Origin of the sequence: Azospirillum sp. B4, from assembly GCF_000333275.1 — a bacterium.
Lineage (GTDB): Bacteria > Pseudomonadota > Alphaproteobacteria > Azospirillales > Azospirillaceae > Nitrospirillum.
Genome location: NZ_BACU01000145.1, coordinates 1 through 16,387 on the forward strand (window position 1 = coordinate 1; position 16,387 = coordinate 16,387).

A 16,387-nucleotide genomic window follows, 5' to 3' on the forward strand; every position below is an offset into this window, starting at 1 on the left:
CCCGCCAGGTCGTAGCCGTAGGTGTAGTTGACCACGCCGCCGTTCCACCCGTTCCCCAGGGTGGCCAGCCGGCCCGCCCCGTCATAGGTGTAGGCGCTGGAGCTCACCGCCGGCCCCGCTGTTGGGCCCCGCACCGTGTTCGTCTTGCGGCTCAGCGTGTCATAGGTGTAGTGCGCCCAGGTGAACGACCCTTCCGTCACGTCCGTCACCCGCGCCAGGCCGTCGTAGGCCCAGCTCACCACAGCCCCGTCCGGCCACTTGACCGACGTCCGGTTCCCCGCAGCGTCGTAGCCGAACTGCATGCTCATCCCCAGTTCCCCGGTGCCGGGGCGCGGGATCCAGGACGTCGCCTGCGTCAGGTGGTTCGCGCCATCGTAGATCATCTGGCGTATCCATGAGGAGCCAGATGTCTGCATGCGCAGCCGCCCGATCAGGTCATAGCCATAGGTCACCACCGGAAGGCCCGGGCGCGACACCGTCAGCAGCCGGTTCGCCGCGTCATAGGTCGACGTCGACGTCGTCCCGTCCCGCTGCGTGAAGCTGGTCTGGTTGTCGTTCGCGTCGTAGCCATAGCTGTCCGACGCGCCGTCCGGATAGCGCAGCGACGCCACGCGGCCGAACCCGTCATAGACATAGGTCAGCACGTTGTTGCGCGGGTCGGTGATGGTCTGCACCAGACCGTCGGGATCATAGGTGTAGGCCGCCGACACCTGCTCCAACGCCGTGCCCACCGCCCGGCGCTCCCGCAGCTTCTGCCCCGCCGCGTCGTAATCCGTCACGCTCACCCGGTTCAGCGGGTCCGTCGTCCGCACCAGGCGATCCACCGGATCATAGGCGTAGGTCGTCACCTGGCCAGCAGGGTCCGTCACCGTCGCCTTCTGGCCCGTCGCCGTGTACGTCGTCGTCACCGTCGACCAGTCGGTATGGCCGGTGTTCTTGGCCTGGCGCTCCGTCAGGACCCAGCCGTTGGCGTTGTACGTCCACTCCGTCCGCGCCCACTCCGGCAGGTCCACCGAGGTCGGGTGGCCACCATAGTCATAGGTGGTCGTCGCCACCTGGCCACGCGGGTCCGTCACCGTCGTCGCCTGGCCCAGCGCGTCATAGCCGAAGGTCGACGTGATCCGCGCCGCGCCGGAATCCACGATCTCCTTCGTCGGGCTGCCGTTGACGCCGTCGTATTCGAAGTCCGTCAGCATGCCCGTGGGGTTCTGGGTTCGCGTCATGCGACCCTTGGAATCATACTGGAAGGTGGTCACCGGGCGCGTCAGCGCCGTCGTGATGCTCCAGGTCGAATCCGCGATCCCCGCCCCCGTGAGACTGGTCAGCAGGCCGGTCGTGCCGTCATAGGCCAAGTCCGTGACATTGCCCCGGGCGTCCACCACGTGCGTCGGCTTGGCGAAGCTGCCGTGCCAATCCACATGCGCATAGGTCTGCCCCTGGCCCGACCCTGGGCGGGAGATGCGCCACATGTCCGTGGTGTTGTTACGCGCGTCATAGCCGAAGAGCTGCTTCCCCCCGGCGGGGTAGTCATACTCCGTCACCCGCCCGCGACCGTCATACAGCGCCGTCGTCGTCCGGCCGAGCTCATCGATATAGCGGAACGGCATGCCGTAGGTGTCGTACATCACCTCGTACCGGCCGCTGCCGTTCGGCCCCCCCCGCCAGCCGCGGATGCCATTGGCGATGCGGAATTCCCAGGCGCCACGGTCCCCCACCTGCAGCGCCTGGGCGTCGAAGGCCCAAACCACCCGCTGCAACAGGTCGTAGTTGTATTGCAGGAAGGGCTTGTCCGACCGTGTCGGGTAGTAAATCTGGTCCAGCAGATAGCGATCGTACGCCACCCGCGCCTTATACTGGTAAACGTCCCAGTTGGTGCCGGTGATGGTCACCGTGCCGGAGCGATCCAAATCGTCCCTAGTGACGGTCACCTGGCGGAAATCAGCACCCGTCAGGTTGTTGGTGAAGCCGCCGTCGCCGCTCTTGATGAAGTTGATCTGGCGGCCCAGGTTGTTGGACACCGACAAGAGCTCGGGCACACCCCGGCTGCCCGTCCCGCTGTCGTAAGTCAGGGTGATGGTCACGCCCTGTGGGAAGGTCCAGTTCTCCAGCCGGAAGCCCTTTAGGCTGGCGCAGGTCGCCTCTGATCCCCGGTAACCGAAACTCCACTGGTTGAAGGTCTGCACATCCCCATTGGGGTTGCGCACCTTGATAGACATGCCATTGGTGTTCCACCCCCGCGTCTGCGGCATCGGGCTGGTCGCCTGCATGCAATCCGTGTTGATATAGGGGACTCGGGCGCCCGTCACCGTCAGGCTGGCGGCCGGCCCGGCGCCGGGACTGATCCAGCTGCCATCGATCAGACGCACGAACTGCCTGGTATCGACACCGACGTTAGTGGTGATGACGTTACCCGTTATCTGGGACAACCACCACGAACCGATCAGGACGCCGGTCACCTCACGTTGGGTGCTGGGACTGGCCAAATACACGTCCTGCATGGCGGCGAAGGCGGCAACGGTCGTCGCCATCGCACGAATGTCGCCATCCTGCATCATCTCCAGCGCGCTGGAGGAAATGGTGGCCATGCTGTTCCAATTGGTCGTCCACGGCGCCTGGGGCTGGGTGTGGATGATCGGACCGAAACGGCTGGGCGCCGGTTCGCCGCCCCGCCAGATCAGCTGCCCACTCAATTGGTAAGGAAACTTGCCGCTTCCCACCGTCAGGCTGGCGGGGCTGATGTGCGACAAGCTGCCGGACTTCAGATCCACGCCCAACATCTTGGACCGGTCGACGAAGCGGGCCTTCAGCAGATCGGCCGCCTGCGACGGATCATACTGCGCCAGATGCTCCGCCTGGACGCCGCCGCCTCCACCCTTGGCATTGATCGTGGCGCCGACCACGATGTGGGCGATCTCCACGGGATCCGCGCCATTATAGCGGGTCGCCACCAAGGCGCCGCCGCGCTGCTCGCTGGCACGGTGGGTGTAATAGTAACTATTGGTGGATGGTATATCGTTCGGATCCGGAGGGCCTTCGTCTGGCGAATTTCCGATAACGGTCCCCCCTTGTCCTCCACCTACGGGCGTCATGTCGTGATAGATCATTGCGCCTGCACGTCCGCCCGGCCCCAGGAACGCGTCCTCGGACGCCACGACATCGAAACCAGCCCCAGCGTACTTACTTATGGCGCCCGAAAGCGCGCCGGCCCGTCCCTGCGCCTCGATCTGTCCGATGTTGACGTTGGCGCGGTAATGGACCCCGTTATCGGCACCCGTGTAAGCGGTCCAGAGCCGCCCTTCAACTTTGGCCAGGCCGTTGGCCTGGTTCGCCGCGCTAGCGTTGTTGAAGTCATAGAAGCGGCGGGCACCCGCATTCGAGGGGTCCTCACCGGATGGCGGCGCATTCCCCCACGCGAAGCGCGTGGCCGTCGAATTCGTGTCCGGTAGATCTGCAATCTGTGCGGCCGCCGCCCCCTCCAGCGCCTCCAGCGTGGCGGCAATGGCGTGCAGGCCCGCACGCCGTCGGGGCGCGTCCGCTGTCTTGCTGGTCAGGCTGATCCCCGACTCGATGTCAACTCGGTCAAAATTATCGTTGATGTAATAATAAAGCTGGTTCGTCGTCGACTGCTTGTCATTATCGATGACAGCGATCTGGCTGTCGGCGGTGACCACGCCGATGGAATGGTGATGGCTGTAGACCGACTTCGCGATGGCCGCATGCAACAGGGCCGCCTTGGACGATTGCACTATCCAAGTCGCGGCCATTTGTTCGCGGGTGCCGTCACCGGCGCTGCTCTGGAAATCGTTGCCGCAGTCCTCGCACCCGAACCGGGGCGTCGTCGGCAACGGCTTATCTATGCGTGATCCCCACTTATCAATCAGCCCCTTGCTGCTGACATCACCCCAAGCATGAACGATGGTCAGCGGAGTCAGCATCGTGATGGTGCGGGACATGGTGGCGGTCATGTAACCACCCGTTGGGCTGGCACTACCATCCGCCGCCATGGCGTAAGGGTGGGTGGCTTTGAGCGTCAGCGTCCCGACCCGACCATACCAGAGCAGCTCGTTCGTATTATTATTGGCCAACTGTTGGGTATTGCCAAATTCGTCGGTCAAATTTAACTGAACAGAAAATGTATTCAGGCCCGAAAGATTGGTGCCACCGACGGAAAAATTACTATCGATTGTCAGCTTTCGCCCATAAATCTCGTCCACGAACAGTGTCCGATCGAACATGAGCGTATCCGTGACCGTGGCGGCCGCGTAATTGGTGATGGGCTTCACCAGGGTGACTTGTAGCTTGGTCCGGTACTTGTCCGGAATGCTCCCACCCCAAGTATGGCTGGCGCTGGCGCCATAGGGGAGCGAGGTCTGCCTGACGGGTCCTTCCTGGCGCGCGATGACGCCGCCGCCGATGATGTACTGGAAGTGGGCACCGGACACGTTGGCGTTGATGGCGTTCAGCAGGTTCTGGGCATAAGCGCCCAGGTTGGCGTTCAGGGAACCCGTGTTCAGGCTGCGCACATAGGGCACGCCGTTGGCGCTGGACGATTCCATGCCCGATGACGCCTGGTTCAGCGGCTGGCCGGACCCCAGGCCGGCGTTGCCCGGGATATCGATCCCGTCGTACCAGGTGTGCCCCTTATAGCTGGGATCGAACAGATAGGTGCCACCGCCCACGTTGGCCGAGACCCAGACATGAGCCATCTGCACCTGGCTCACCGCCGCGCCGCCGTAGTTGCAGTCGGCGTTGACGCCGCCGTTGATCCTGGCGGGGATACCACCGCTGGCCAGCAGCTGGCAGGCGGCATTGGCGTTGTCGATGCCCGTCCAATCCTTGAACTGCTGGCCGGACAGGGTGATGGTTCCAGCCTGATAACTGGCGGTGATGTTGGACTGCCGCAGCAGTTCCACCATCAGCATGGCTTGATCGAATGGCGTGCCCGCCCTGTCCACCAGAGCGCCCATCGCCCCCTTTTGCAGACCGTACAGGAAGGTGGTGTCGATGTTGTTGCGGACGTAGTCGTAAATCAGGTCCGGGTCGCTGCGCAGCGCGGTCGCCAGTTCGATGATCTCATTGGGCCGCGCGGAGGCGCCCAAGCCATTGGAGGCCGTATCGGGCAAACCATTGTAATAGCCCTCCGCCACCGATGGATCCATCAGGGCGGCGGTGCCGATCTTTACCGATGGGAGGGTGTCAGCCCTCGTGGGTAGGGTCCACAATGAAATAGAGATAAATAAAGAAACCGAAAATTTGGCCAAAGCCGAAGATACTTTAAGCATTTATGACCATTTCTTATTTATAGATTTCTATATTCTAATTAGAAATCGAGAGCTCTACCAGGTGACGGCACCCCAGGTGAATGAGCCCCACACATTTGCGGGCGAGGTGACGACTGTTGAGATCCGGTTCCCAGCCGCGTCATAGGTGTACGTGACCACCTTGCCGGAGCCGTAGTTCACGGAAATGAGACGACCGAGCGCGTCGTATTGATAGCTCACGCTAGACGCGTTCACCGGAACGGACCCCATCAGCGCCATCGCTACGGCGAATAGGACCGGACGCGACCATCGCGGCATAAACCCTGAACGCTTCATCTTCCCATGCCCCCAATGCCATTCCCAGGCGCCCACAACCCCGAGGGCGGGCGGATCCCCGCCAAGGTGACAGCCTCCCGCATGCAATTCCCGTTTACGGGGCCCCAAGCATGGCAAAAGGCGATAGCGCAAGTTTCGGGTTACACGCAGGCCGAACTTACGCTTTTTTGAACACAACCAATTTGCCATGGCATGTGCGACAATAGCAACCCTGCACGGGGCGGAACAAATCTGTATGTAAGGAGCGGTGAGATAAACCGGCCCGGCTGGTAGCGACACGGCATTACGATGGGCAGCGCCAGCCTGCCCCGCCGGTTGGCGTCATCCATTCCAGGATAAGCCATGGGCTTCGCGTGACGCCATCGGCTAGCGGCTGGGTCTGGTTGCCGCGAAACAGCGCGACGCTCCGGAACTCTCCTCCGGTCACGGGGTCCGTGCTGACCACCCGGATCATGGAGCCGACCACCAGGCCCCCGCCGGTGCCGAAGCCCGTCGTCGCGAAATCGCGCCCCTCAAGGGCGGCCTTGCCCAGGAAGGGCCCGCGCGCATGAACCGTTCCCCATAAGCGCAGGCAAGATCGCACATCCTGGCCCAGGGCGGGAATGGCATCCAGATCTTCCAGCGACCAGAGGGCAGTCCGCCCGTCCATCGCCAGGTTCGTGCCATCGGCACCCGGAGGATCCATGCCCCGCCACTGGGCGATGGCGTCGGCCGCCGCCATCGCCTCGCGCTCCGCGAAGCCAAGGGACCGTATCGCCTCCGCCAGCGCGCGCCGGGACAAGCCGTTGAGATCGATGCGCCCCGCCTCCGACATCACGGTGAAGCCAACCATCCGACCCTCAACCGCGATCTGCCCCGTATTGGACGAAACGGGCGCCTTGCCGGAAGCGGCGACGCTGTCGAGCACTCGCCATATCGCCAAGGCCGCGCGCTGCTCCGCGCCCAAGGCGACGGAGCCCGCCCGCGCCTGTTTGCGCGCCGCCACGCCATTGCCCACGACCGTCAGCCCCACCGCCGTGGCGACGGCCAGCAGGAACAAGGTCAGCAGCAGGGCATAGCCCCGCTGCCCCTCCTGGCGAGTACGCCGCCGGCATCGCGATCCATATCAGTGGGCGGACCCATTCGCCCCCGTCTGCGCCTCCAGTTGCTGCACACGCGCCTTCAGCGCCGCGATCTCCTTCTGCTGCTCCTGCACGGCCTTGAGCATGGTGACCATCACTTCATTGTATTTGATGGACTTGGTCCCGGCCTCATCTTTCGCGGTCAGCACGGCGTCCGGCAGGACCGCTTCGGTTTCCTGGGCGATCAAGCCGGTCTGGCGCCCTTGCATGGCGTCATCCTTCGGCGCCTTCCACCGGAAGGTGACCGGGCGAAGGTGCATCACCTGACCGATGGCGCCGTCGGGCAGGCTTTGGATATCGGTCTTCAAGCGCACGTCTGAAGATTGCGTAACGCCGCCAGACGCGTTGACGACACCGGCCACATCCAGCCGAGTGGCCGGCGCGGTCGTGCCAATACCGACATTGCCATTGGGGTTTACTATCAGGCGCACCGATCTAGTGGCCGCATCGAAAATAAAGAAATTCCTTATACTCTGGCCAGACCAGTCAGTGCCGATGTCCCAGGCTTCCCCGCCTTGCACCCTGAACATGATGGATGACTGGTTTTCGCCATCAACCGCTATTTGGGGCGCACCTCCACGAACATGCAGCATGTTCCAAGGGGCCGACACGCCTATACCGACACTTCCCGCATTATTGATGCGCATTCGCTCGACAGTATTGCCACTGGGCCCGGTACTGTTTGCCTTGGTAGCCAAAATCAGGTCACCGCCCCATGAACCGCTATCGGCGCCATAGATCCTGGCAAGCTGATTCGCATCACCATTATTGACCCAGAGTATGCTGCCACCGTTCCCCGTATTGCCGCTGACTGAATTCAATCGTAGCAGAGGCGCCTCGGTTGCACTTCCAGTGTCACTGCTGATCTCCAAGGGCGCGTTCGGCCCTGCCGTACCGATCCCGACGCGCCCATAGCTGTCGATGCGCATCCGTTCCACCGGATTGCCGGCGGTTCCACCGGCGGGAGCTTTGGTGGAGAAGGTGAGCATACCACCATAGCCACCAGCATCCTGGCCCGCGATCTTGGCGAGGGCATTGGCATCACCAACGTTGGTCCAGAGGATGCTGGCGCCGTTGTTGGGCTGAGTGTCCACGGCATTCAGACGCAAGAGCGGCGCCTCTATGCCCGTGCCGGTGTTTCGCGCGATTTCAACCGGCGCCAAGGGCGCGGCTACCCCGACCCCCACATTGCCCGTGAAATTGGGGCAGCCCAGGGTGCGGTTGAAATTATCCATCACATCCGTGGCGCTGGCCGTCTGCCCGTTCTGCAGCACATGCCATGTCGGGCAATCCGCCAATGCGGTACCCGCCATCAGGCTGGCCCCCGCCACCATCATACCGGCAACCCAGAGGCGCCTCCTGGCCCCAGAAGAAGGGGGCCGCGGGACTCCGCCCAAGGCCCGGCCAAGACAAATATCGCCAAGATTATATACCACCCAAACCGACATATCGATGTTCCCCCAAGTTTATTTGAATAGTCCCCAAACCCTCGGCCATTGGCGCGCATTGAACCAGCCCTCGCGCGCCGTTCTCAGCCTCCATAGCAATGCCATGGGTAGGCCATTCCTTTCCGAAGTCCACATGACCAATGCCGCCAGCACCGTGATTCTCATCAACGAACCGGCGTATTCGCCCCCGACAGCGCCTCCAACTGGTTCATGCGGGCCTTCAGGGCGTCGGTCACCTCCCGCGCCTGCATCACATTCCGGACGATGACCGGGCGCAGGAAGACCAGCAGTTCGGTCCGGCCATGGTTGTTCTTGGTGCTGCCAAACAACTTGCCCACCACCGGAATGTCGCTGAGATAGGGAATGCCACTGCCAGATTTGCTGGAGGTGTCGCTGATCAGACCGCCCAAGGCCACCGTCTCCCCGTCCTGGATGTTGACGATGCTGCTGATCTTGCGCTGCTGGATGGTCGGGCTGTCGATGCCGGACGTGGTGGTGGTGGCGACGCTGCTGACCTCCTGGTTCACGTCCAGCACCACGGCCCCGCTATGGTTGATGCGGGGCGTCACCTCCAGGATCACGCCGGTATTCTGGTACTGGATGGAATTCACCACGGCGCTGTCGCTGGTCAGCGTGCTGGTGGCCTGCTGCACCACCACCGGCACCTCGTCACCCACCTGCAGACGCGCCGTCTCATTGTTCAGCACCATCAGACGCGGGGCCGACAGCACCCGCACGTTCGTCACGCTGGACAGCGCGTTCAGCACCACCCGCGTGTTGGGCGTCAGGAAGGTGTAGTTGAAGTTGGGATAGCTGGCGCCAATGGCGGCGGCGGTGCCATAGCCGGCGGTGCTGCTGCCCCGGTCCAGGAACCACTGGACGCCGAAATTCAGGTCATCATTCAGCGTGACCTCAGCGATCGTCGCTTCGATCAGCACCTGCTCACGTTGGGCGTCCAGCCGCGTCAGGGCCTGTTCCAGCATCGCGTATTGGCTGGCGGTGCCATATATCAGCAGGGCGTTGCGGCGCTCATCCGCCACCACCTTGGCACCCTTGAGCTCCGGGATGCCCTCCCCGTCCCCGCCCATGTCCCCGGCGGAAGCGGAGGCGGGCGCAACCGACAGCGGGCTGGTGGGGCTGGTGCTCAAGGCGCCGCTGGAGCCAAAGCCGTTGGAGCCAAAGCCGTTGGAGCCAAAGCCGTTGGAGGAGGATCCGCCAAAGGACGACGTGCCACGCGAGGAGGAGCCGAAGCCGGTTCCAGAAGAGGACTCGGATGGCGTGGACGATGCCATGGAACCGCGGCCGCCTGAACGGCCACCCTCGTCCCTTCCGCTGGACGATCCGCCTCCCCGTCCCATCAGGCGGTTCAAGGACGCGGCCAGTTCCGTCGCGGACCCGTTCTGCACCTCGTAATAATGGACCATGCGCCCTCCCTCGGTGGAGGTATGGTCCAGTCGCTCGACCCATGGGCCGATGGTGGCCAGGAATTCCGGCCGCTTGGCAGCCACCAGCAGGGCGTTCAGCCGCGGCAGCGGCACGAACTCCACCATGCCCTGCAGGGGGCTGCTGTTCAGCTGCAGGACCTGGCGCAGCTCAGCCTCAAGCTTGGCCGGTTCGACCGATTGCAGTGTGAAGAGCGAGAAGGATAGGCCCGCCAGCCAATCCACGTCGAAACTCGAGACCAGTTGCGTGAAGGATTCGATTTCCCGGGCGGTGCCGCTGACGATGAAGATGTTGCGACCCGCATCCGCCAGCTGGATGAGGCCGGGCCGGGTCAGAGGGCGGACGATCTTGTCGAGATCGGCGGTCGAGATGAACCGCACCGGCACGATCGCGGTACTGAAGCCTGCCGCCTGCTCAGCGGCCGACAGGCGCTGAAATGGCGCCTGGGCGGCGGCATCCGAAACCGGGACCACCTGGTAGAATCCATCGCCCGGGATGATGGCGTACCCTTGGGCCCGCAACACGGCGTCGATCGCCGCCAACGCCTGCGCCCGGGGCAGCGGGCGGGTCGTGCGGATGGTGACTTGGCCCTGGACCTTGGGATCGACCGTGTAATTGAGGTTCAGCATGCCGCCAAGGACGGCATCCAGCACTGAGCGAACGTCGGCGTTGACAAAGTTGACATCGATCGGCTCCCCCTCGCTTCCGGCCAGGCCGCGCATGGCACCCGCCGGACGGACGAACTCCCCCGTGCCGCTGATGGTCTGTGGCGGTTGCCGGGAGGGAGCCGGTGTCGCGGACGTAAAAAGCGACGTGTCCGGCCCAGCTTTTTGCGTGGACGCGGGTGCCGACGGCAAAGGGACACTGGTAGCGGCCCGCTCGGGCGCCCCGGAGCAGCCGGCAAGCGCCACCGTGGTCAACAGTGAGACTGTGAGGAATGAACGGATCATGGTGGTGCTTTACCTAGGGGGCGGTGCCGGGGTGATGGGCGGCGGGATGACGAGTGGGAAGTCCTGGACTTGGCCTTCATGGCGAAGGCGCAAGCTGGTTCTGGTGATGGCCTCGACCCGCCACTCCCCCAGCGCGTCCCCCGTCCTCAGCCGGAATGGCTTCTGAACACGCTTGTCCATGCCGGTGGCGATGCCATTGCTGACGCCGGCGATGATGCCTGTCACCTGCAGGTCCGGTGCCGGGATCAGGACCGGGGGTGGCGGGACGACGGGCTTGGGCGGCGGCGGGCGACGGCTTTGGGAGAACGGCGGACGTCGCACGGCCTCTCCCGGCTCGGCCAGAGGTTGAGTGGCCGGCTGGCCGTGAACGGCTGCCGCTGGCGGCAACGGCGGGATAATGGCGGCCACCGGCTTGGGGACGGACAAGATACCGGCCAGCGCCATGGCGGCACCGGCGGCCATGCCAATGCCAGCCAGCACCACCACCCCGCGATCAAGGATTGGCAAGGTCGGCATAGGCGTCGATCTCCAAGTCCAGGATCAGGGTCGGCAACCCATCGGTGATGGCGGGTTGAACATGAACTTCCCGTAGCAGCAGTCGGGGCTGTACCGCTTCAATTTGCGTCAGCGCGGCGTTGACCGCTTCGGCTGTGCCCTCCAGACTCAGCCGGCAGGTCAGCCGCTGCCGATTTTCGCCAATCGGCTCGACGCTGGCATTCAGCGCCCGAATGGTTACACCACCAATTGAAGCGGCCGAGCGCAAGGTCGCTTGCATGGCGTCGGCGTTTAGCCCCTTCTGGAACAGCGCCCCTTCATCCACCGCCTGCTCCAGCACCCCAACCCGGCGCGCGAGTTCCCCGCGCTGAGCCACCACACCTTTCGCCGTGGCCAGCTGAGCCGCCCGGGCCTGTCGCCGCTCCATCGCTTCGGACACCTTTTCCAAGAGGGGCGGAGCTAACCCGTAGGCGCCTGCGCAGATCGCACCAAGGACAAAGGCCAGGACAAAACCTGGCCGCAATGACATTGACTGCGATGACGGACGCACCATCATCGTGCTCCTCCACCGTCGATTGCGGGTTGTTCCGCTGCCGGCAGCCGATCCACCCCGGTCGCGACCGTGAGCGAAAGGCCAAAGCGGGAGGCGCCTGGATCTGGCGGAGCCACAAACCGCACCGCGCTAAAGACGGGACTTTCCCGGAAGCGCGCTAGCACGGCATCGGCATCAGGGCTGTTGACCTGCAAGACAAGACCGTCCGCCCGCAGCGTCAAATCCTGCAACCAGGCATCGTCGGGCAGAAGCCGCGCGACCTCATCCAGCAGTGAGCGCCGCGACGGCTGTGCCAATGTGTCGCCATCGCGATTGAGCACAGCGCTCAGCATGCCCAGCCGGTCCCGTAGGTGGTTGACCGCTTTGACATCGTCAGTCAGGGCTTTGAGCTTCCGCTCCATGTGCGCGGTTTGCTGATCGAGGATCCAGCTGGCGAACAAGGGCACCGCCGGCACCGTGAGAATGACGACGAGCGAAAGAGCTACCATTCGCCCTAGCCGCCGCCGTATGCGCCGTCCATCGAGGCGAAGGAACTGCGGCCGGACGCCACTGCCATCTGCGGTAATGGCAACGACACGGCCACCGGTCGACAGTGCCGTCGCCAGGACACTGCGCCGCACCATGAAAACACGGGCGACCGACTGGCCGGCCTCACGTACCGTCACTAAATCCCAGGCCAGCAGCTCGGGTCTTAAAGGCATATAGCGATGAGCCAGCATCGCCGCCTGTCTCCACGGGTCGACACCGATCCCGCGGGGTAACGGCAGGTCCACCGTGTAGACGTCGATGTCGTTCAGGATCAGGGTGACAGGCTCCCGCGCCGGCAAGCCCATAGGCCCCATCGCCCCCGGCGGCAGATGCAAGCGCTGGGGCAGCAGCCCGAAATAACGCGCTAATTTTTTCGGGAGCGCCGCCGCGATCCCCTCGGCAAGGCCATCGATCAGAGCAGCCGCCAAAGCCAGCACGCGCCGGGATTCATTGCCCACCCCCGCGGCAAACGTTAGCGATGGTATCGAATTCGCAGAATATCCCGCCCCCCCGTATCGGAGCGGCGATCATCGGCGGCCACCAATCGCCACTGGTCGCCTTCACGTCCAGGCGTACCAGATCGGGAAGGACGTCGGCGCGCGTCCAGCGGTCAGACCAGCTGCCTTGTTGGCGATCAAAGTAGGACCAGGCTATCCGCGAGACATCGGCCACCAGGACGCCGTCCGTCGTCGCCAGCGCGTCCGGCCGCAGCCCAGCCACGCGCAGATGAAGCTCCTGATGGTCCGGCGGACCTTGCACCCTCATCGTCACGCGATACAGTCCACCCCGGCCCAGGCCTGGCGGCAAGGCTGTCAGCAATTCCAGGTTGGTAGCATCCGCTACCAGCGGTGCCAAGCCAGTAGCAGCTCTACCGAGGGCCGCCACGGGTAGGGCGCTTTGTACCGCCGCATGAATAAAGTCATGCGCGCGGGTCAATGCGGCGGTCCCGCGCTGCAGCCCCCCGCTACGATCCGACATCCTGCTCATCATGGGCAGCAGTTCCACGCCGGCCAGGGCCAGCAAGCCCAGCAGGGCCAATACGACCAGGGCCTCCACCAGAGTCATGCCCCGCTGATCAGCCGGGTAGGGAAGATGGGCTGTCATGGCCACCTCCCCCACGGGGGCCGCGCCGTCGCCACCGCCAGCGGGCCCCCCGAGAGCTCGGACACAGTCACACGATAGGTCGCGTCATCGTCCTGAACAGGCTCGCCTTTTATCCGAAAGGGCAGGCTGCCAACGATGGGGTCGGGCCGATCGCCGACAACCGGCACCGCTGGGCCTGCCACCGCCAAGGACTGAGCAAGACGAAGAGCCGCCGCTTCGGTCCAAGCTTGGCGCGCCGCCCAGGCGCCTGACCAGGCGTTCTGCATCAGCAGCGCCGTGACCAGGCTGAAGATGGTCAGGGCAATGAGCATTTCCAACAGCGTGAACCCCCGCGACGCCCTCATGGCCGGCTCTCCGTATGCACCGTGCCCAGAGGCCAATCGACCAGGATAACCTTCTCCTGTCCCGCCTCACGCAGGAATAGCCGGCCGCCCTGTGACCAGCCTCCGGGCAGAAACCGGATGGTGTTGGGAAAGCTCGGATCAGCACCGACGATTTGCAAATCCACGGCCGCGATGCGGCGCAGACGGCCACCATGAGCTACTCCCTTCCCCCCTTGCATGTCGCCGAGGGAGAATGTCGTTTCCTGACGCAATATCACGGCATCGGCCTGCCGGCTGCGCAGTTCCTCTTCCAAGGCTGATACCGCCGCCTCCAGGCGCAAACCCGGAAGGCGGCGCTGTAGTCCAAGGGCCAGCACGCTACCCGTCATACCGATGATCGCCAGGACCACCAGGATTTCCACTAATGTGAAACCGGCGTTGCGCACGTCTACCAATTCGTGACATCGCGGGCGTCGCCCTCACCGCCCTCCGCGTTGTCGCTGCCCCAGGAGAACAGATCATAGGCGCCATGCTGGCCGGGCGCCTTGTAGCGGTAAGGGTTGCCCCAGGGGTCGATTAGTGCCTGGCGCTTGCGCAGGTAAGGCCCGCGCCAGTTGGCGTCGCCCCCCGGCGCGGCGACAAGGGCCTCCAAGCCCTCATCGCTGGTAGGATAGCGCCCCATGTCGACGTAGAAGAGGTCGACGGCCGAAACCAGCGTATTGATCTGCGCCTGGGCCGCCTCCCCTTTGGCCTTGCCCAGGCGGGCGACCAGGTTTGGCGCAACCAGCAGGCCCAGGAGGCCGATGATGACCAGCACCACCAGGACCTCCACCAAGGTGAAGCCTCTCTGGTCCGCCAACCGCTTCTTCGTTTTTTCAGATCGCAATGTCATTGAGACTCATAATTCCTGAAATAAGTGCGGCGAAAATCGCACCGACCATGCCACCCAAAACAAGGGTCAAGGCCGGGGTGAGCAAGGCCAGCGCCCGATCTAGGGCAGTCGCTCTTTCCCGTTCCAGCGCCTTGGAGAGATCCAGCAAAGCCTGGGGCAAGCTGGCTGTTTGTTCCGCCAGCGCCATCAGCCGAACCAAGCGCGCGGGAAAAAGCGGCTCGCTTCCAAAGGCTCGGCTGAGTCCCTGTCCACCCCGCACGGCGAGGCGCACCCGATCAGCGGCACCGGCCAGCGCCCGGTTCGCCATACACCCGCCGGCGGTCGCCAGCGCCGCCGCCAACGGCACGCCCCCGGCCAGCAAACTGGCGAGCGTGCGGGTGTAAAGGGTCAGTTGGGCATCGCGCAGCAGGCGACCGAACGGCCCCGTCGCGGTGAGAAGGAAGCGATCGATCCGGAGGCGGGCGTCGGCCTGCCGATAAAACTGCAACAGCGCCAGCAACATCGATAGCCATGCCGGCCATGAGACCCGGACCGTAATGCCCCATGAGGTCCCCGATGGCCAGCACGGCTAGCGTGGCGGTGGGCAGCTTGGCCTTGCTGCCTGCGAACAGGTCCTGGAACTGCGGCAGGACATAGCCGGTCAACAAGGCCAGAGCGGCCAAGGTCAGGAACGCGATCAGCGCCGGGTAAATCAAGGCGCCGATCAATCGCTGGCGGAACTGTGCCCGATCCGCCTCCAGCACAGCTAGATGCTCCAGCGCGGTCGGCAAGGAGCCGCTCTGCTCCCCGGCACCCACCAACCCCACGAACTCCTGAGGGAAAACCTTGGAATACCGCTCCAGGGCGCGGCCGAGATTTTCGCCTGCGCGCACACGCTGCCGCAGATCGCTCACCAGGCTGCTGGCAGCGGGCCTGTCCATCTGATCCGCGACCAATCCTAAGGCCGGTTCCAGGGCGATACCGGCGGAAATCAGGTTGGCCAGGTCACGGACGAAGGACAAACGTTCAACTCGCGTCAGACCGGGTGAACGATGGCCCCAGCGGGAAACGCCTTCCGCCTTCACGGAGGTGGGCCGCAGACCACGCTGAAGCAATTGATCGATGGCGGCGGTCTCATCATCGGCGTCCAGACCGCCGCGACTGCGGCGGCCCTCCATGGACAAGGCGCTATACGTGAATCGAGGCACGGGATCAGTCCGCCCTGGTCACGCGCAGGATTTCCTCCGGCGTGGTGACGCCGTCCAGGACCCGCTGCAAACCGTCCTGGTAGAGGGGCACCATGCCGCCCCCCTCCACCGCCGCCGCCTCGATCTCCGCCGACGACGCCCCCTGGCGGATCAGCGTCCGCACCGCGTCGGTGACGGGCAGCCATTCGGCGATGGCCAGGCGGCCGCGATAGCCCGTGCCGGTGCAGGCCGGGCAGCCCACGGCGCGATAGACGGTGGTCACGCGCGCGGGCAGGCCCAGGGCCGCCGCCGCGTCCGCCGACAGTGCGTAGGGCTGCCGGCAGTGCGGGCACAGCGTGCGCACCAGGCGCTGGGCCAGCACCCCGTTCAGGGTGGAGGCCAGGAGATAGGGGTCCACCCCCATGTCCATCAGGCGCGGCACCGCCCCGGCGGCATCGTTGGTGTGCAGGGTCGACAGCACCAGGTGGCCGGTCAGGGCCGCCTGCACCGCCACCTTGGTCGTCTCCCCATCGCGCATCTCACCCACCAGGATCACGTCGGGGTCCTGGCGCAGGAAGCTGCGCAGGGCATGGGCGAAGGTCAGGCCGATGCCGGGCTTCACCTGGGTCTGGTTGATGCCGTCCAGCATGTATTCCACCGGATCCTCGACGGTCAGGATCTTGCGGCGGGCGGAATCCATGCCGCGCAGGCCGGCGTAGAGGGTGGTGGTCTTGCCGCTGCCCGTCGGGCCGTCACCAGCACGATGC

General features: G+C 64.5%; 15 protein-coding genes. All 15 read right to left on the reverse strand.

What is annotated here, in order from left to right; all coding sequences use genetic code 11:
- Nucleotides 1-5,159, reverse strand: a 5,159-nt coding sequence (locus I55_RS06690) for a transglutaminase domain-containing protein (protein ID WP_044559722.1), incomplete at its 3' end; no start/stop codon positions are given.
- Between the two features lie 177 nt (nt 5,160-5,336).
- The gene (locus I55_RS39465) at nt 5,337-5,786 is read right to left on the reverse strand and encodes an RHS repeat domain-containing protein (protein ID WP_376739173.1); all 450 of its coding nucleotides are present in this window, start codon (nt 5,784-5,786) and stop codon (nt 5,337-5,339) included.
- A 94-nt stretch (nt 5,787-5,880) separates the two neighbouring features.
- Nucleotides 5,881-6,636 carry a hypothetical protein gene (locus I55_RS06700; protein WP_044559725.1) on the reverse strand — a complete coding sequence of 252 codons (756 nt, stop codon included), beginning with the start codon at nt 6,634-6,636 and terminating at the stop codon, nt 5,881-5,883.
- A 66-nt stretch (nt 6,637-6,702) separates the two neighbouring features.
- Nucleotides 6,703-8,055 carry a tail fiber domain-containing protein gene (locus I55_RS34160; RefSeq protein WP_159107125.1) on the reverse strand — a complete coding sequence of 451 codons (1,353 nt, stop codon included), beginning with the start codon at nt 8,053-8,055 and terminating at the stop codon, nt 6,703-6,705.
- 275 nt (nt 8,056-8,330) lie between these two features.
- Nucleotides 8,331-10,331, reverse strand: a complete 2,001-nt coding sequence (gspD, locus tag I55_RS06710) for a type II secretion system secretin GspD (RefSeq protein ID WP_044559727.1) — start codon at nt 10,329-10,331, stop codon at nt 8,331-8,333.
- A gap of 237 nt (nt 10,332-10,568) precedes the next feature.
- A complete protein-coding gene (locus I55_RS32815) occupies nt 10,569-11,075 on the reverse strand; it encodes a hypothetical protein (protein WP_049973890.1) in 507 nt (168 codons plus the stop codon).
- Nucleotides 11,053-11,610, reverse strand: coding sequence for a GspMb/PilO family protein (locus tag I55_RS06720; RefSeq protein ID WP_083900899.1), 558 nt, complete (start codon nt 11,608-11,610; stop codon nt 11,053-11,055). Before I55_RS06720 ends, I55_RS32815 begins: the two co-directional genes overlap by 23 nt.
- Nucleotides 11,607-12,572 carry a PilN domain-containing protein gene (locus I55_RS06725; RefSeq protein WP_044559730.1) on the reverse strand — a complete coding sequence of 322 codons (966 nt, stop codon included), beginning with the start codon at nt 12,570-12,572 and terminating at the stop codon, nt 11,607-11,609. Before I55_RS06725 ends, I55_RS06720 begins: the two co-directional genes overlap by 4 nt.
- A gap of 10 nt (nt 12,573-12,582) precedes the next feature.
- Nucleotides 12,583-13,239: a prepilin-type N-terminal cleavage/methylation domain-containing protein gene (locus I55_RS06730; protein ID WP_148293604.1), complete on the reverse strand. Its 657-nt coding sequence runs from the start codon at nt 13,237-13,239 to the stop codon at nt 12,583-12,585.
- Complete coding sequence (locus tag I55_RS39470; RefSeq protein WP_044559732.1) at nt 13,236-13,583, reverse strand: type II secretion system protein; 348 nt, start codon at nt 13,581-13,583, stop codon at nt 13,236-13,238. The genes I55_RS06730 and I55_RS39470 overlap by 4 nt, the downstream gene beginning before the upstream one ends.
- Nucleotides 13,580-14,008, reverse strand: a complete 429-nt coding sequence (locus I55_RS06740) for a prepilin-type N-terminal cleavage/methylation domain-containing protein (RefSeq protein ID WP_044559733.1) — start codon at nt 14,006-14,008, stop codon at nt 13,580-13,582. The genes I55_RS39470 and I55_RS06740 overlap by 4 nt, the downstream gene beginning before the upstream one ends.
- A gap of 2 nt (nt 14,009-14,010) precedes the next feature.
- The gene (gene gspG, locus I55_RS06745; RefSeq protein WP_252181049.1) at nt 14,011-14,421 is read right to left on the reverse strand and encodes a type II secretion system major pseudopilin GspG; all 411 of its coding nucleotides are present in this window, start codon (nt 14,419-14,421) and stop codon (nt 14,011-14,013) included.
- 16 nt (nt 14,422-14,437) lie between these two features.
- Nucleotides 14,438-14,800 (reverse strand): type II secretion system F family protein, encoded by a 363-nt coding sequence (locus I55_RS06750; RefSeq protein ID WP_252181050.1) that lies wholly within the window; start codon nt 14,798-14,800, stop codon nt 14,438-14,440.
- Nucleotides 14,730-15,611, reverse strand: a complete 882-nt coding sequence (locus I55_RS34165) for a type II secretion system F family protein (protein ID WP_252181051.1) — start codon at nt 15,609-15,611, stop codon at nt 14,730-14,732. Before I55_RS34165 ends, I55_RS06750 begins: the two co-directional genes overlap by 71 nt.
- Nucleotides 15,612-15,645: 34 nt before the next feature.
- The coding region (locus I55_RS06760; protein ID WP_044559737.1) for a GspE/PulE family protein at nt 15,646-16,387 on the reverse strand (742 nt) is incomplete at its 5' end.

Excerpts from the sequence above, each read along its gene's own strand:
- I55_RS32815 (WP_049973890.1), bottom strand. The coding sequence starts at position 11,075 with ATGCCGACCTTGCCAATCCTTGATCGCGGGGTGGTGGTGCTGGCTGGC.
- gspD (WP_044559727.1), bottom strand. The coding sequence starts at position 10,331 with ATGCGCGGCCTGGCCGGAAGCGAGGGGGAGCCGATCGATGTCAACTTT.
- I55_RS39470 (WP_044559732.1), bottom strand. The coding sequence starts at position 13,583 with ATGAGGGCGTCGCGGGGGTTCACGCTGTTGGAAATGCTCATTGCCCTG.
- I55_RS06720 (WP_083900899.1), bottom strand. The coding sequence starts at position 11,610 with ATGATGGTGCGTCCGTCATCGCAGTCAATGTCATTGCGGCCAGGTTTT.
- I55_RS39465 (WP_376739173.1), bottom strand. The coding sequence starts at position 5,786 with ATGGCAAATTGGTTGTGTTCAAAAAAGCGTAAGTTCGGCCTGCGTGTA.
- I55_RS34165 (WP_252181051.1), bottom strand. The coding sequence starts at position 15,611 with ATGGAGGGCCGCCGCAGTCGCGGCGGTCTGGACGCCGATGATGAGACC.
- I55_RS34160 (WP_159107125.1), bottom strand. The coding sequence starts at position 8,055 with ATGATGGTGGCGGGGGCCAGCCTGATGGCGGGTACCGCATTGGCGGAT.
- I55_RS06730 (WP_148293604.1), bottom strand. The coding sequence starts at position 13,239 with ATGACAGCCCATCTTCCCTACCCGGCTGATCAGCGGGGCATGACTCTG.